Origin of the sequence: Streptomyces sp. NPDC001594, assembly GCF_042893675.1 — a bacterium.
Lineage (GTDB): Bacteria > Actinomycetota > Actinomycetes > Streptomycetales > Streptomycetaceae > Streptomyces.
In genome coordinates this window covers 47,087-61,411 of the sequence record NZ_JBIAVB010000005.1, presented here as the reverse complement: position 1 = coordinate 61,411, position 14,325 = coordinate 47,087, and the positions used below count along the sequence as shown (strand labels likewise).

Below are 14,325 nucleotides of genomic sequence, written 5' to 3'. Positions count from 1 at the left end.
TGACGATGGCGACACCCGACCGGATGGACGTGCGGCTGAGGGCCCTGGGCCTGGCGGAGGCCCAGGGCAGGGCCCGGGCCCTGTTCGCCGAAGCCGCCCGGCGCGGGCTGTTCGCCGCCGGCCGCAGCGAGTACGAGGTCACCGACCGGATCGGGGACCTGGCACGGGAGGTGCTGGGCACCCGGACGCGGTGCCCCGGGCGGATCGTCCGCTCCGGCCCCCACACCGTCGTCCTCGGCGAGGACCCGGCCCGTCTGCGGCTGCGCGAGGACCTGCCGGAGCTGTTCGGCGCGGCCCGCGAGGCGTTCCGCGCGGACCCGGGCATCACCGGCCGGCAGCTGTACGCCGAGCTCCAGGCCCTCGCCGCCAAGTCGGGCTGGACCCTGGGCGGTTGGCACGCCGGCCACCTCGCGGGCGAGGCCCCGGCCGCGAACCCGATGTGCGCCCGGGCGGACGCCCACATCTCCCCGGACAACGACCGCCCCCTGCGCCGCACGACCACGGGCGGCTGGCGGGCCCACTGGCTCCTGGAACTCCACCTGACCGACCTCCAAGCAGCCTTCGGCGGCACCCACCAGGCCCTCCTCGACCTGCCCTGACCCCACCGTGAGGACCACCGACGAACCGGCGGCCCGTCACACATGACCCAGGTCAGTGGTCGGACGACCCCTGGATTTCCCCGAGCCGTGTCGCGAGGCTGTCCGCGGACTCCGTGCCACATGACAGGACAACGAAGAGACGACTGAGCGTCGCACCTTCGGGCCGCTTGGTGTAAGACCACCGCCGACCCGCGCGCCAGAGGGTCCTGAAGAACTCGTCGCGAGCAACCTCGTCATCGGCCAGGGCGCTCTCGGCGGACTCGATGATCAGGACATGGGCATCCGCCGAAAGCCATCGCAGGTCACGAAGGCAGTCGTACAGGGCGTCCCAGTTCCATCCGAAGTATTCGGGGAACCTCAGCGCTTCATCGAACTCCCGAAAGGCCGAAATCTCGTCCGGCATGTCCTGCCCGTTCAGACGCACCACGTGAACGGTGCCGGACACGGGCAAGAGTTCGTCCAGCCGCACGCCACCGCCCGGCGCGACGACATGCATCCATGGGGCGATGCGCATCGCCGAGGTCCCTTCTGTCATCACTCCGCCCCCTGGGACTTCGGCCGACGTCATCTGGTCAACGCACCCGACCCCGCGGCTTCAGGTGGGTCGGCGGGAGTTCGGGGGCCGGAAGCGGAGGGCCGGCATAGCCCTTCACCTCGCCGAAGCGGGTGCCCTCGGCCCAGTCTTCGCGGGCCTGGGCGATCTCCTCGTGGGAGCGGCCGATCCAGTTCCAGAACATGACGATCTCCTCCTCGAACGGTTCCCCGCCCAGCAGCATCAGGCCCGCGTCCGACGTTGCGCGCAGGGGGAGTTCGGTGCGGCCGCAGCCCAGGTAGAGCATCGAGCCCGGGAGGAGGGGGACGTCGTCGGCGTGGGCCTCGCCGGACATGGAGAGGACCGCGTACTCGAAGTCCGGGTCGAGGGGCAGGCGGGTCTCGGTGCCGGCGGCCAGGGCGAGATCGGCGCCGACGATGGGGGTGTACGCGGTGCCCGGGGAGGTCGCGGTGTCCAGGGTGCCGAGGATGACGGTGGCGTTCAGGCCGGGTGCCGTGACCTGGGGGAGGTCCGCGTGGTGCTGGAAGTGGGGGGCGACGTCGCGGTGGGCGTCGGGGAGGGCCACCCACAGCTGGGCGCCGTGCAGGAAGCGGGCGTGCGGGCGCGGGCTCTCCTCGGAGTGGCTGATGCCCCGGCCGGAGGTCATCAGGCCCAGCTCGCGCGGGCGGATCGTGGCGAGGCTGCCCACGCTGTCGCGGTGCAGCACCTCGCCCTCGTGCAGCCAGCTCACCGTCTGGAGGCCGGCGTGCGGGTGCGGGGCGACCTGCATGCCGGGCTCGTCGGCGATGTCGTCGGGGCCGTAGTGGTCGACGAAGCACCAGGCGCCCACCATGCGGCGGCCCAGGTTCGGCAGGAGGCGGCGGACCTCGGTGGACTCCCCCAGCCTGACCGTGCGCGGGCTGAGGAGCTCCCGTACCGGTTCGGCCACGACGAAGCCGCGGCCGCCGCAGGAGGAGAGCGCGGGCTGGCGATCGAGATTGCTCATACGGGACAAGGTAGCCCTGCGGGGTCCCGTTGCCCCGTTCCTTTCCGCGGAAGGACGCGGCGTGCGGGGACCGGCGGCCGCCTCGGCTAGCCTGGGTCCGATATGAACCGCCTGACCACGCCCTTCGGCTCCTACGAACTCACCCGCTTCCCCGCCGACCCGCGCGACCGGCTCCGCGCCTGGGACGCCGCCGACGAGTACCTGCTGCACCACCTCGACGCGGGTACCGGCGAGCGCGGCCCGGTGGACCTGGCCGGCGCCGGGCAGATCACCGTCGTCGGCGACCGCTGGGGTGCGCTGACCACGGCCCTGGCCGCGTACCACCCGGCGCAGATCACCGACTCCGCGCTGGCCCGGGCTGCCACCGAGGCCAACCTGGACCGGGCCGGCATCGGCACCGCCAAGTCCACCGTGACCCTGCTGACCACCCGGGACGAGCCGCCGGCGCGGATCGACGTGCTGCTGGTCCGGGTGCCCAAGAGCCTGGCGCTGCTGGAGGACCAGCTCCGGCGGCTGGCCCCGCGCCTGCACGAGGGCACGGTCGTCGTGGGCACCGGCATGGTGAAGGAGATCCACACCTCGACCCTGGACCTCTTCGAGAAGATCCTCGGCCCGACGCGGACCTCCCTCGCGGAGAAGAAGGCCCGGCTCATCTTCTGCACCCCGGACCCGGCGCTGCTGGCCGCCGGCGGGGCCTCGCCATGGCCGCTGACCTACACGGTGGACCAGGACGGCGGCTCGGGCGCCGGGCTGACCGTGGTCAACCACGCCGGGATCTTCTGCGCCGACCGGCTCGACGTCGGCACCCGCTTCTTCCTCCAGTCCATCCCGACCAACACCGACGGGGCCCGGGTCGTGGACCTGGGCTGCGGCAACGGCGTCGTGGGCACGGCGGTCCAGGTCGCCGACCCGGACGCCGAGGTGGTGTTCACGGACGAGTCGTACCAGGCCGTCGCCTCGGCGCGGGCCACCTACGAGGCCAACGTCCGCCCGGGCCGGCGGACGGCGAAGTTCCTCGTCGGCGACGGGGTGGCGATGCTGCCGCCGTCCTCGGTGGACCTGATCCTCAACAACCCGCCCTTCCACTCGCACCAGGCGACGACGGACGCGACGGCGCTGCGCATGTTCGCGCAGTCGCGCAAGGCGCTGCGCCCGGGTGGCGAGCTGTGGGTGGTGGCCAACCGCCACATGGGCTACCACACGCACCTGCGCCGCCTCTTCGGCAACTGCGAAGTCACCGCGAGCGAACCGCGGTTCGTGGTCCTGCGGGCCGTCAAGCGCGAGGCGCGGCAGCCCGGGCGGTGACACGCCCCCGCCGCCCCATGTGACCTGCCGGTACACCCGCCGGTAGGTCCTACACTCGGCCGCGTGAGCACTGGGGCGGGGACGGACGACGGGCAGGGGCGGCGGCGCTGGCGCCGTGAGGAGGTGGCCCGGGCGGCCGGGGTGAAGGTGCGCAACCTGCGCTACTACCAGGAGCGCGGGCTGCTGCCCCCGCCGCGCCGGGAGGGCCGGATCGCCTGGTACTCCGACGACCACCTGACCCGGCTGCGGCTGATCAGCGACCTGCTGGGCCGGGGCTACACGGTCCACGGGATCGGCGAGCTGCTGGACGCCTGGGAGCAGGGCGGGGGTATCTCACAACTCCTGGGCCTGGAGCGGGAGATGACCCGGGACTGGGTGTCCGAGGAGCCGGTGACGATGACCCGGGCCGAGCTGCGCGAGCTGTTCGGGCCGGGGGCGACGGCCGCGCACACCCGGCGGGCGGCCGAGCTGGGTTACGTACGGGTCGACGGGGACCGGGTGACGTATCCGAGCCGGCGGTTGCTGGAGGCGACGGTGGCGCTGGTGCGGCAGGGGATGCCGCTCGGGGAGATCCTGGACGCCGGGGAGTTCGTGCAGGAACAGGCGGCGGCGCTGGCGGACCGGTTCGTGGGACTGTTCCGCAGGCATGTGATCGGCCCGGAGGGGCTGGGGCCGCTTTCGGCCACCCAGCTGGATCACGTCCGCGAGGCGGTGGCGGCGCTGCGGCCCGTGGCGGGTGAGGTGGTGGCCTCGGAGTTCGCCCGGGCGATGGGGCGGCGGGTGGAGGCGGAGGTCGCCGAACTGCTGCGTACGGAGCAGTAGGAGTCGGCCTAAAGGGTGCGCTCGCACAACCTTGCCAACCACCATTGGCACTCTTACATTCAACTCGTCGGTAACAAAGGTGCACAGCCGAGATAAGGGACGATCTCATGGCGGATTCACCGTACTTACCAGAATTCGATTCCGAGGACGATGCCGGAGCCGGAGCCGAGTCCGCGAGCAGAGTCGAGGGCAGGGTCCGCTGGCGCCGGTTCGCACTGCTGACCGTGCCCGCCGTGGCCGTGACCGCCGGGCTGGGGGTCGCCCTCGCCCAGGGCGCGCTCGCCGCCTCCTTCGCGGTGTCGGGCCAGCAGTTCAAGGTGTCGGCGGAGAGCCTGGAGGGCGAGGGCTTCGCCCAGTACGGCAGCGTCGACGTCAACGCCCGCCAGGAGCTGATCCCGGTGGCCGTCACCGCCATCAAGGAGGCCAAGCTCCACAGCCTCTGCCAGTCGGTGGTCACCACCCTGCCGGTCATCGGGGACATCTCCCTCAACCTGACCGCCGGCAAGAAGTCCCCGGTCGAGGCCTCCAACCTGTTCGTGGACGCCACCCAGCTCGCCGGTGACGCGGAGTTCACGAACATCGAGATCGGGCGCGACGCCTCCACGCTGGACAAGGGACCGGCCGAGGCGCAGGGCATGCAGGACCTCTTCGCCCAGCAGGCGGACAAGGTCACCATCAGCAGCCTCCAGCAGACGGCGTGGGCGACCAACGCCGGCACCTTCAAGCTCTCCGGGCTGAGCATGGGCATCAGCAAGGGCAAGAAGGAATGCTTCTGAGCCGCTGGCGGCGGTGGCGGCGCGGCAGGCCCTTCTGGGGCGGCCTCTTCGCCGTCCTGGCCGGGGCGTGGATCTGCGTGCTTCCGCTGGCACCACTGAAGATCATGCTGCAGCAGGGCATCGCGGGGATCCCGTCCGTCCTGATGGGGGTCATCATGATCGTCCTCGGTCTGACCGCCTGGCTCTCGCCCCGCCAGCGCGCCCTCGCCGGGGTGCTCACCACCCTGATCGCCACCGCCGCGCTGGTCCTGTCGAACCTCGGCGGGTTCCTGATCGGCACCCTGCTCGGCATCCTCGGCGGCGGCCTGATGTTCGCCTGGCAGCCCGTCGCCGCCCCGCGCACCGGGGGCTCCGCCGCCCCCGCCCGGCCCTCCCCCGCCGGGACCTCCCCCACTCCGCACCCCGATCCCCAAGGAGCACAGCCATGAGCCGTACGCGCACCGCGCTCGCCCTCGGCATGGCGGCGGCCGCCGCCCTGACGGTGGCCTCCACCACCGCCCACGCCGCTCCGTTACCGCTGGCCGGGTCGACCACCGTCACCCCCGCCGGGCACGCCTTCAAGGCGTCGCTCAGCGGGAAGGCCACCCTCAAGGCCGGTTCGGTCACGGTGACCTGCTCGGTCTCCGTCTCCACCGGCTCGGTGCCGGCCGCCCCCGGCAACCACAACGCGGCCGGCCCGGTCTCCTCGCCGATCTCCCCGCCGACCTACAGCTCCTGCACGTCCAGCATGCCGGGCGTGACCCCGACCGTGACCACGAGCGGCGCCTGGTCGGTGTCCATGCAGAACGGATCGCCGATCACGGCCACCATGACGGTGCCCACCGGCGGTCTGGTCGTCCACACCACGGGCCTGGCCACCTGTACGGTCACCGCGGCTCCGAGCGGCCCGGCGAGCGTCCCGGCCACCTGGGCCAACGGCGCCCCGTCCAGCCTGACCTTCTCGGGCGCCTCCGTGCCGGTGACGGTGACCGGCGGCTTCGGCTGCCCGACCAGCGCGACCTCGTCCGCCTTCAACGCGGTCTACCTGGTCTCCGACACCACCGACCCGGCGCAGCAGATCACCGTCACGCCCTGACGGCGGCCCGGTCCGCCGCCGCCCCCGCGGTCCGCGGGGGCGGCGGCGGATATTGCGTTGCCCCGGCCGCGGGGCACGGGCGAAGCTCGGGGCATGTCACAGACCACCGGTCGGCAGAGTGCCGATCAGCACAGCGCCGATCAACACAGCACCCAGCAGCGGAGCGCCGACCAGCAGAGCGCCGCAGCGCCTTCGCGGGAACCCGCCGCCCGGACGCCGCGCGGGGTGTCCGACCTGTTCTCCGGCGGCCGTCTCGTCGCCATCCCGCGCAAGGCCGCGCGGCGCGAGCAGCTGCTGGCCCACCTCACCGAGACGCTGTTCGACCCGGAGCGGGAGTACTCGGAGCCCGAGGTGAACGACGCGCTGCGGACCGTGCACGAGGACTGTTCGGCGCTGCGCCGCTACATGATCACCTCGGGACACCTCACCCGGACCCGGGACGGCAGCAGCTACCGGCGGGCGACGACCACCCGGTAGTGGGTCGTCAGCCGCCCGTCCTCGCCCAGCACGTGGAAGGCGACGGCCGGGGGCTCGTCGAGGTGGACGTGCTCGTCGGGGCCGGACGGCGCCTCCCAGGGCAGCCGCAGGGTGGACGCCACCCCGGGCGCGACCAGCAGCGGCAGGCCCGCGAAGGTGGTCACAGCCGCGGTGTGGGCGTGTCCGCACAGGAAGGCGCGCAGGTGGGGGTGGCGTCCGGCCAGGGCCGCGAGCCGCTCCTCGCCGAACTGCCGGATGCCGTCCACGTACGGGGTGTGCAGCTCGACCGGCGGGTGGTGGAAGGCGACCAGGACCGGCACCTCGTGCGGGGTCCCGGTGAGGATCCCGTCGAGCCAGTCGAGGGTGGAGTCCTCCAGGAACCCGTGGTGCTCGCCGGGGACGGAGGAGTCGCACACGGCCAGCACGAAGCCCTCCCCGCGCAGCACCTGGTCCACCGGCCCGGCGGACGGCTCCGCCTCGCCCAGCAGGCCGCGTCGGAAGGCGGTGCGCTCGTCGTGGTTGCCGGGGCAGACCACCATCGGGTGCCGCGAGACGAGGTGCGCGCGGGCCTGCTCGTACTCGGCCGGGGTCCCGTTGTCGGCGATGTCCCCGCTGACCAGCACCGCGTCCAGGTCGTACGGGAGGGCGTCCAGGTACTCCAGCACCGCGCGGGTGCGCTCGGCGGACCGGGGGCCGCCGTCGAAGTGGACGTCACTGAGCTGCGCTATCACGATCACGGGCGGTGGCTCCTCCATCGCGGGTACGGGGCGCCCGGCCCCGACCGCACCGGTGACGACCGGTCATCTGGGGCCCGGGGAAGGCCCGTTCAACCTAACCGACCAGGTGGGAGCGGCGGCGGCCGTCCCTTCCGCCACCGTGGCGGGGTGCTCGCCTTCCCGTCCGGTTGCGGGACGGCCGCGGATGGGGTTCGTTCGAAGGGGGTCCGTTCGACGGGGGTCCCCGGGACGGGGTGAGCCGTGGTGACGTCCTTCGGCGGCAGGTTCTTCGCCGACCGCGCGGACGCGGGGCGCGTGCTGGCGGACGCGCTGCGCCACCTGGCGGGCGCGGGCCCCGTGGTCCTCGGCCTGCCCCGGGGCGGTGTGCCCGTGGCGTACGAGGTGGCCCGGGCCCTCGGCGCCCCGCTCGACGTGATCGTGGTCCGCAAGCTCGGCGTCCCGGGCCACCGGGAGCTGGGCTTCGGTGCCATCGGCGAGGGCGGGGTCCGGATCGTCAACGAGGACGTGCTCCGCCGCAGCCGCGCCTCCCGGGCCGACCTGGACTCCGTCGAGCGCGCCGAGGAGGCGGAGCTCGAACGGCGGGCGCGGCGCTACCGGGAGGGCCGGGCGCGGGTCCCGCTGGCCGGGCGGACGGTGATCGTCGTGGACGACGGGATCGCCACCGGGGCCACCGCCGCGGCGGCCTGCGCGATCGCCCGCGCCTCGGGGGCGGCGCGGGTGGTGCTGGCCGCCCCGGTGGCACCGCCCGAGGCGGTCGACGCGCTGCGCGGGTCGGCGGACGAGGTGGTCTGCCCCTCCGTACGGCCCGGGTTCCGCGCGGTCGGCGAGTGGTACCGGGACTTCTCCCAGACCCCGGACGAGGAGGTCGTCGCCCTACTGGCCCGGGCGGGGGGCGGAGAGCCGCCGGAGGACGGGCACGGGTGACGCCGGAATACGGGTGGGCAGGGCGCGCTTTCATGATCGTATGGGGCGGTCAGCGGGCCGGACTCCGGCCCCCGGCCGGCCACCGAAGGAGTTCCCATGCCCCAGCCCCAGCCCGCGCCCGGCTCCGCACCCCCCGCCGTGCGCCGGGGGGTCCTGGTCACCGGTGCCTCCCGGGGCATCGGGCGGGCCGTCGCCGCCGCGTTCGCCCGGCAGGGCGACCGGGTCGCCGTCCACGCCTCCGCGCCGCACGCCGAGGCCCGCGAGACCCTGGCCGCCCTCGACGGGGAGGGCCACGCCCTGGTCACCGGCGACCTCGGCGACCCGGCGCGCGTCGAGGAGCTGGTGGCCGAGGCGGCGGCGGCCCTCGGCGGGGTGGACGTCCTGGTCAACAACGCCGCCGCGATGGTCGCGCACCCGCTGCCCACCACCTCGTACGCGCAGTGGCAGCAGGCCTGGCGGCGCACGGCGGCGGTGAACCTCTTCGGCGCGGCCGACGTCAGCTACTGCGTGGCCCGCCGGATGATCGACGAGGGCCGGCCGGGTCACATCGTCAACGTCGGCTCGCGCGGGGCGTTCCGGGGCGAACCCGACCATCCCGCGTACGGGGCCACCAAGGCGGCCCTGCACGCCTTCGGCCAGTCCCTGGCCGTCTCCCTGGCGCCCCACGGCATCACCGTGGCCTCCGTGGCCCCGGGTTTCGTGGCCACCGAGCGGGTCTCCGGCCGGCTTCGGGGCGCGGAGGGCGAGGGGATCCGCGCGCAGAGCCCCTTCGGCCGGGTCGCCGAGCCCGAGGAGATCGCCTCCGCCGTGCTGTACCTGGCCTCGCCCGAGGCCCGCTGGAGCTCGGGCGCGGTCCTCGACGTCAACGGGGCCTCGTACCTGCGCACGTGAACGGGCGGCCGCCGCTCAGCCCCGGTAGGCCTCCAGCAGGCGGAGCCAGATCTCGCTGATGGTCGGGAAGGCCGGCACCGCGTGCCACAGCCGGTCGACCGGGACCTCCCCGACGACGGCGACCGTGGCCGCGTGCAGCAGCTCGGCGGCGCCGGGGCCGACGAAGGTGACACCGAGGAGCACCTCCCGGTCGAGGTCGACCACCATCCGGGCCCGGCCCCGGTAGCCGTCGGCGTACAGGCCGGCGCCGGAGACCTTGCCGAGGTCGTGGTCGACGGCGCGCACCCGGCGCCCGGAGCGCTCGGCCTCCGCCAGGGTCAGGCCCACCGACGCGGCCTCCGGGTCGGTGAAGACGGCCTGCGGTACGGCCTCGGTGTCGGCGGTCGCGGCGTACGGGCCCCAGCGGGCGGTGTCCGGGGCGGGGGCGCCGGTCCCCCGGCCCGCGCGGGCCGCGATGGCGGCTCCGGCGATCCGGGCCTGGTACTTGCCCTGGTGGGTGAGGAGGGCGCGGTGGTTGACGTCCCCGACCGCGTACAGCCAGTCGTGGCCCTCGACCCGGCAGCTGTCGTCGACCGCGATCCAGTCGCCGGGGGTCAGCCCGACGGTGTCCAGCCCGATGTCCTCGGTGCGCGGCGCGCGCCCGGTCGCCATCAGCAGTTCGTCGCCCTCCAACAGCTCGCCGCCCTCGAGGACCACGGTGACGGGGCCCGTGGGCCCGTCCCGTACGACGGCCTCGACGGCCACCCCGGTGCGGACGTCCGCGCCGGCCGCGGTCAGGGCCTCGGCGACCAGTTCCCCGGCGAACGGCTCCATCCTCGGCAGGAGCCCTGAGCCGCGGGCCAGGACGGTGACCCGCGAGCCGAGGGCCTGCCAGGCGGTGGCCATCTCGCAGGCCACGACGGAGCCGCCGACGATCAGCAGCCGGCCGGGGACGTGCCGGGCGGAGGTGGCCTCCCGACTGGTCCACGCACCGGCCCCGTGCAGCCCGGGGAGGTCCGGCAGGACGGCCCGCGTACCGGTGGCGACGACGACGGCGTGCCGGGCGGAAAGCACGTGGTGCACGCCCTCGGGGCTGGTCACGGCGACCTTGCGGAGGCCGTACAGCCGGCCGTGGCCCCGGTACAGGTGGGCGCCGGTGGAGGCGATCCAGTCGACCTGGCCGCCGTCGTTCCAGTCCCCCGTCCAGTAGTCGCGGTGCGCGAACACCGCCTCGGCGTCGAGCGGCCCCGAGACGGCCCCGGCCAGGCCGGGCACCCTGCGCGCGTCGGCGCGGGCCAGCACCGGGCGCAGCAGCGCCTTGCTGGGGATGCAGGCCCAGTACGAGCACTCCCCGCCGACGAGTTCGCTCTCCACCAGCGCCGTGCTCAGCCCGGCGGCGCGGGTCCGGTCGACGATGTTCTCGCCTGCCGGGCCCCCGCCGAGCACCACGACGTCGTACTCCACCGGTTCGGTCATGCCGTCCAGTGTCCCCGGGGGACGGGGGCCGCGTCCGGCAAGCTCAGCCCTCCGGCGTGCCGGGGGTGCCGCCCTGCTCCTCGCCCGTCGCCGCCTGCTGCTGCGCGGCGATCTTCGCGCGGACCTCGTCCATGTCGAGGGCGCGGGCCTGGCCGATCAGGTCGGTGAGCGCGGCCTCCGGCAGGGCGCCGGGCTGCGCGAAGATGGCCACCTGGTCCCGGACGATCATCAGTGTGGGGATCGAGGTGATCTGGAAGGCCTGGGCCAGCTCCTGCTGGGCCTCGGTGTCCACCTTGGCGAACACCAGGTCCGGGTTGGCCTCGGCGGCCTTCTCGTAGACGGGGGCGAACTGGAGGCAGGGGCGGCACCAGCCGGCCCAGAAGTCGATCAGCACGAACGGGTTCTCGCCGACCGTACGGTCGAAGTTCTCCTTGGTGAGCTCGACGGTAGCCACGGTTTCCTGACCTCCTGGTCGCTGCGTTCTGCTTGCCCTGCTGGAACGAACGGCCGTCCCGTGGCATTCCGGTCCGGCGCCGGTGTCCCTAGAACGGGTGGCCGGGCGGGGTGCGGCGGACGGTGGTCCAGCGGAGTTCGGTGAAGGCGTCGAGGTTGGCCTCGCCGCCGAACCGGGCGCCCGTGCCGGAGACCCCGACCCCGCCGAAAGGGGCCACCGCCTCGTCGTTCACGGTCTGGTCGTTGACGTGCGCGATGCCGGTCGGGATGCGCTCGGCCAGCTCCAGGCCGCGGGCCGCGTCGCGGGTGACGATGCCGAGGGAGAGCCCGTAGGGGCCGGCGGCGGCCAGTTCCACGGCCTCGTCCTCGGTGGTGAAGGAGCGTACGGGTGCCACCGGGCCGAAGACCTCCTCGGTGTAGGCGGGGGTGTCGTCGCCGACCCCCGCGAGCACGGTGGGCCGGTAGAACAGGCCCTCGTACGTCCCGCCCGCGACGAGCTTGGCGCCGCGCTCCAGGCTCTCCTCGACCAGGCCGTGGACCCGCTCCCGCTGGGCGGCGTCCAGCAGCGGCCCGAGGTGGACGCGCTCGCGGTGGGGGTCGCCGACGGCGAGCGCCTCGGCGCGGGCGGCGAGGCGCTCCACGTACTCGTCGTAGAGCGAGGCGTGGACGAGGTGGCGCCCGGCGGTCATGCAGATCTGGCCCTGGTGGAAGAAGGAGCCCCAGGAGGCCTGCGCGACGGCGGCCTCGACATCGGCGTCGGCGAGCACGACGAGCGCCGAGTTCCCGCCCAACTCCAGGTGCGCCCGCTTGAGGTGACGGCCCGCCAGCTCTCCGACGCGGCGGCCGGCGGCAGTCGACCCGGTGAAGGAGACGACGCGCACGCGCGGGTCGGCCACCACGGCGGCGCCCGTATCGGCCCCGCCGGGCAGCACCTGCAGCAGCCCGGCCGGGAGCCCGGCGGCGGCGAACACGGCGGCGAGGGCGAGGCCGCCGCAGACGGCGGTCCGGCGGTCCGGCTTGAGCAGCACCGCGTTGCCGAGGGCGAGGGCGGGCGCGACGGAGCGGATGGAGAGGATCAGCGGTGCGTTGAACGGGGCCACCACCCCGACCACCCCGGCCGGGACGCGGCGGGTGTAGGAGAGCCGGGGCGCCTCGCTGGGCAGCACCTGCCCGGCCGGGCGGGAGGCCAGCGCGGCGGCCTCGTAGCACTCCTGGGCGGCGACGTGCAGTTCGAAGTCCGCCTTGCCGGGTATCGAGCCCGACTCCCGCACGAGCCACTCCCTCAGCTCGTCGGCGTGGGCCGCGAACAGGTCCCCGGCGCGGCGCAGCACGGCGGCCCGTTCGATGTGGCCGGTCCCCGCCCAGTCCCGCTGGGCGGCCGCCGCCCGCAGGGCCGCCTCCGCGACGTCGGAGGGGGCGGCGAGGTCGAGGGTGGCGAGGGTCCGCCCGGTCGCGGGTTCGACCACCGGGGCCGTGCCGCCGGTGAGGGTGGGTCCGTCCTGCCAGAGTGTCGGGTCGAGCAGCGGCATGACGCGGGGCCTCCGGAGGGGGTGGGCGGGGCGGGGGGCGGCGGTGGCAGGCGCCATCGTGCCAGACCGGGGGCTCCGGATTCTGTTCAGTTATTGGGCAGTTGGTGCGGGGTCCTGTCCGGAAACGATCGCTGCGCCGGGGGCCGGGCGGCCTGGGTCGGCCCGGGCCGGCCCGGCCCGGCCCCGGGGCGGGTGCTTCCGTTCAGCGTTCCAGGACCAGGGCGATGCCCTGGCCCACGCCGATGCACAGCGCCGCCATGCCCGTGCCGGAGCCCGCGGCCGCCAGCTGGTGGGCGACCGAGCCCGCCAGCCGGGCGCCCGAGGCGCCGAGGGGGTGGCCGATCGCGATGGCGCCGCCGCGCGGGTTGACCACGGCGGGGTCCAGCTCCGGCCAGGCCGCCAGGCAGCCCAGCGCCTGTGCCGCGAAGGCCTCGTTGAGTTCGAAAGCGGCCAGGTCGGAGAGGCCGCGGCCGGCCTTGGCGAGGGCGCGCTGGACGGCGTCCACCGGGCCGAGGCCGAAGAACTGGGGCTCGATGCCGGTGACGGCGGAGGCGCTGATCCGGGCGAGCGGCTCGCGGCCGGTGGCGGCCAGGCCGGCCTCGTCGGTGAGGAGGAGGGCGGCGGCGCCGTCGTTGAGGGGCGAGGCGTTGCCCGCCGTCACGGTGCCGGAGCCGTCCGTGCGGAAGGCCGGCTTGAGGCGGGCCAGCGCCTCGGGGGTGGAGCCCTCGCGGATGCACTCGTCGCGGACGAGGTCCACGCCGGGGTACGGGACGACCTCGCCGTCGTACAGGCCGGCGTTCCAGGCCGCGGCGGCCTTGCGGTGGCTGTCGAGGGCGAGGGCGTCCTGGGCCTCGCGGGTGATGCCGTGCTTCTCCGCGATGAGCTCGGCGCCCTCGCCGAGGGAGCCGGTCCACTCCGCGGGCATGCGGGGGTTGGTCATCCGCCAGCCGAGGGTGGTGGACCACATCTGCTGGTGCCCGGCGGGGTGCGCGCGCTCGGGCTTCTGCACCACCCAGGGGGCGCGGGTCATCGACTCGACGCCGCCGGCGATGGCGACGGAGGCGTCGCCGAGGGCGATGGCGCGGGCCGCCTGGATCACGGCCTCCAGGCCGGAGCCGCAGAGGCGGTTGACGGTGGCGCCGGGGACGGTGACGGGCAGTCCGGCCAGGAGCACGGCCATGCGGGCCACGTCGCGGTTGTCCTCGCCCGCGCCGTTGGCGTCGCCGAAGACGACGTCGTCGATGCGGGCGGGGTCGAGGTCGGGGGTCCGGTCGACGAGGGCGCGGACGACGTGCGCGGCGAGGTCGTCGGGGCGGACTCCGGCGAGGGCGCCGCCGAACTTGCCGATGGGGGTGCGGACGGCGTCGACGACGTAGACGTCGCGGACGGTGCGGATGCTCATGGGGGCTCTCCTGGGCGGCTCCGTACGAGCGGCGGCGCGGGCGGCGCCGATGTGGGCGGCCCCGGACCACACCACCGGGCACGCCCGGTGGGGCGCGCCCGCAGTCTCCGCTGCGGCGTCACCACGTGTCAACGGGGTCGGCGAGCCGCTGCCCTGGCCGGGCGGTGGGCGGGGTCGGGGGCGGCCGGGGTCGGGGCGGTTGCCCTGGCGGGGCGGTTGGCGGGGTCGGGGGTGGCCGGGGTCGGTGCCGGGGTGGGGGGGGGGGCCGGGGGGGGGGGGGGGTTGGGGGGGGGGGGGCGGGGGCCAGTGGGGGGAAAACCCCGGGCGCCGCAGTCGACTCGG

15 protein-coding genes and 1 pseudogene are annotated in these 14,325 nt (G+C 74.8%); 9 read left to right on the top strand and 7 right to left on the bottom strand.

All coding sequences use genetic code 11. The features are described from left to right. Positions 1 to 5 precede the first annotated feature (5 nt). Positions 6 to 599: an aminopeptidase gene (locus ACFY0O_RS11765; RefSeq protein WP_388945773.1), complete on the top strand. Its 594-nt coding sequence runs from the start codon at positions 6 to 8 to the stop codon at positions 597 to 599. A gap of 52 nt (positions 600 to 651) precedes the next feature. Here the strand turns inward: ACFY0O_RS11765 and ACFY0O_RS11760 are convergent, their stop codons facing one another. Both ACFY0O_RS11760 and ACFY0O_RS11755 read right to left on the bottom strand, forming a co-directional pair. After that, positions 652 to 1,113, bottom strand: coding sequence for a barstar family protein (locus tag ACFY0O_RS11760; protein ID WP_388945771.1), 462 nt, complete (start codon positions 1,111 to 1,113; stop codon positions 652 to 654). 58 nt (positions 1,114 to 1,171) lie between these two features. Beyond that, the gene (locus ACFY0O_RS11755) at positions 1,172 to 2,137 is read right to left on the bottom strand and encodes a pirin family protein (RefSeq protein WP_388945769.1); all 966 of its coding nucleotides are present in this window, start codon (positions 2,135 to 2,137) and stop codon (positions 1,172 to 1,174) included. A gap of 111 nt (positions 2,138 to 2,248) precedes the next feature. Here ACFY0O_RS11755 and ACFY0O_RS11750 point away from each other — a divergent pair, with 111 nt between their 5' ends. The 6 genes from ACFY0O_RS11750 (at position 2,249) to ACFY0O_RS11725 (ending at position 6,592) form a co-directional block, all read left to right on the top strand. Continuing rightward, the gene (locus ACFY0O_RS11750) at positions 2,249 to 3,442 is read left to right on the top strand and encodes a methyltransferase (RefSeq protein WP_388946686.1); all 1,194 of its coding nucleotides are present in this window, start codon (positions 2,249 to 2,251) and stop codon (positions 3,440 to 3,442) included. A gap of 63 nt (positions 3,443 to 3,505) precedes the next feature. Next, positions 3,506 to 4,264: a MerR family transcriptional regulator gene (locus ACFY0O_RS11745; RefSeq protein ID WP_388945766.1), complete on the top strand. Its 759-nt coding sequence runs from the start codon at positions 3,506 to 3,508 to the stop codon at positions 4,262 to 4,264. 218 nt (positions 4,265 to 4,482) lie between these two features. Then, the gene (locus tag ACFY0O_RS11740; RefSeq protein ID WP_358892610.1) at positions 4,483 to 5,040 is read left to right on the top strand and encodes a DUF6230 family protein; all 558 of its coding nucleotides are present in this window, start codon (positions 4,483 to 4,485) and stop codon (positions 5,038 to 5,040) included. After that, on the top strand, positions 5,031 to 5,468 hold the full coding sequence (locus ACFY0O_RS11735) for a DUF6114 domain-containing protein (RefSeq protein ID WP_388945763.1): 438 nt from the start codon (positions 5,031 to 5,033) through the stop codon (positions 5,466 to 5,468). The genes ACFY0O_RS11740 and ACFY0O_RS11735 overlap by 10 nt, the downstream gene beginning before the upstream one ends. Continuing rightward, positions 5,465 to 6,115, top strand: a complete 651-nt coding sequence (locus tag ACFY0O_RS11730; RefSeq protein ID WP_388945760.1) for a hypothetical protein — start codon at positions 5,465 to 5,467, stop codon at positions 6,113 to 6,115. The genes ACFY0O_RS11735 and ACFY0O_RS11730 overlap by 4 nt, the downstream gene beginning before the upstream one ends. Positions 6,116 to 6,340: 225 nt before the next feature. Next, positions 6,341 to 6,592 carry a DUF2087 domain-containing protein gene (locus ACFY0O_RS11725; RefSeq protein WP_388946685.1) on the top strand — a complete coding sequence of 84 codons (252 nt, stop codon included), beginning with the start codon at positions 6,341 to 6,343 and terminating at the stop codon, positions 6,590 to 6,592. On the opposite strand, the gene ACFY0O_RS11720 is transcribed toward ACFY0O_RS11725, so the two are convergent. After that, positions 6,565 to 7,329: a metallophosphoesterase gene (locus ACFY0O_RS11720; protein WP_388945758.1), complete on the bottom strand. Its 765-nt coding sequence runs from the start codon at positions 7,327 to 7,329 to the stop codon at positions 6,565 to 6,567. The two genes, ACFY0O_RS11725 and ACFY0O_RS11720, sit on opposite strands and share 28 nt — an antisense overlap. A 243-nt stretch (positions 7,330 to 7,572) precedes the next feature. Here ACFY0O_RS11720 and ACFY0O_RS11715 point away from each other — a divergent pair. Next, positions 7,573 to 8,235: pseudogene (locus tag ACFY0O_RS11715) on the top strand (phosphoribosyltransferase); the annotation flags it as partial. A 114-nt stretch (positions 8,236 to 8,349) separates the two neighbouring features. Next, on the top strand, positions 8,350 to 9,144 hold the full coding sequence (locus ACFY0O_RS11710; RefSeq protein ID WP_388945755.1) for an SDR family NAD(P)-dependent oxidoreductase: 795 nt from the start codon (positions 8,350 to 8,352) through the stop codon (positions 9,142 to 9,144). Between the two features lie 15 nt (positions 9,145 to 9,159). Here ACFY0O_RS11710 and ACFY0O_RS11705 read toward each other — a convergent pair whose 3' ends face one another. From ACFY0O_RS11705 to ACFY0O_RS11690, 4 genes are all read right to left on the bottom strand, one after another. Next, positions 9,160 to 10,599 (bottom strand): dihydrolipoyl dehydrogenase family protein, encoded by a 1,440-nt coding sequence (locus tag ACFY0O_RS11705; protein WP_388945752.1) that lies wholly within the window; start codon positions 10,597 to 10,599, stop codon positions 9,160 to 9,162. 43 nt (positions 10,600 to 10,642) lie between these two features. Further along, positions 10,643 to 11,053, bottom strand: coding sequence for a thioredoxin family protein (locus ACFY0O_RS11700; protein WP_388945750.1), 411 nt, complete (start codon positions 11,051 to 11,053; stop codon positions 10,643 to 10,645). 88 nt (positions 11,054 to 11,141) lie between these two features. Beyond that, positions 11,142 to 12,581: an aldehyde dehydrogenase family protein gene (locus tag ACFY0O_RS11695; protein ID WP_388945748.1), complete on the bottom strand. Its 1,440-nt coding sequence runs from the start codon at positions 12,579 to 12,581 to the stop codon at positions 11,142 to 11,144. Positions 12,582 to 12,783: 202 nt separating this feature from the next. Then, positions 12,784 to 13,983: a thiolase family protein gene (locus ACFY0O_RS11690; protein ID WP_388945746.1), complete on the bottom strand. Its 1,200-nt coding sequence runs from the start codon at positions 13,981 to 13,983 to the stop codon at positions 12,784 to 12,786. Between the last annotated feature and the right edge of the window lie 342 nt (positions 13,984 to 14,325).

Bases quoted from the DNA above. Each gene is read 5' to 3' on its own strand.
- ACFY0O_RS11730 (WP_388945760.1), top strand. From the start codon at position 5,465: ATGAGCCGTACGCGCACCGCGCTCGCCCTCGGCATGGCGGCGGCCGCC.
- ACFY0O_RS11760 (WP_388945771.1), bottom strand. From the start codon at position 1,113: ATGCGCATCGCCCCATGGATGCATGTCGTCGCGCCGGGCGGTGGCGTG.
- ACFY0O_RS11765 (WP_388945773.1), top strand. From the start codon at position 6: ATGGCGACACCCGACCGGATGGACGTGCGGCTGAGGGCCCTGGGCCTG.
- ACFY0O_RS11710 (WP_388945755.1), top strand. From the start codon at position 8,350: ATGCCCCAGCCCCAGCCCGCGCCCGGCTCCGCACCCCCCGCCGTGCGC.
- ACFY0O_RS11735 (WP_388945763.1), top strand. From the start codon at position 5,031: ATGCTTCTGAGCCGCTGGCGGCGGTGGCGGCGCGGCAGGCCCTTCTGG.
- ACFY0O_RS11690 (WP_388945746.1), bottom strand. From the start codon at position 13,983: ATGAGCATCCGCACCGTCCGCGACGTCTACGTCGTCGACGCCGTCCGC.
- ACFY0O_RS11695 (WP_388945748.1), bottom strand. From the start codon at position 12,581: ATGCCGCTGCTCGACCCGACACTCTGGCAGGACGGACCCACCCTCACC.
- ACFY0O_RS11755 (WP_388945769.1), bottom strand. From the start codon at position 2,137: ATGAGCAATCTCGATCGCCAGCCCGCGCTCTCCTCCTGCGGCGGCCGC.
- ACFY0O_RS11705 (WP_388945752.1), bottom strand. From the start codon at position 10,599: ATGACCGAACCGGTGGAGTACGACGTCGTGGTGCTCGGCGGGGGCCCG.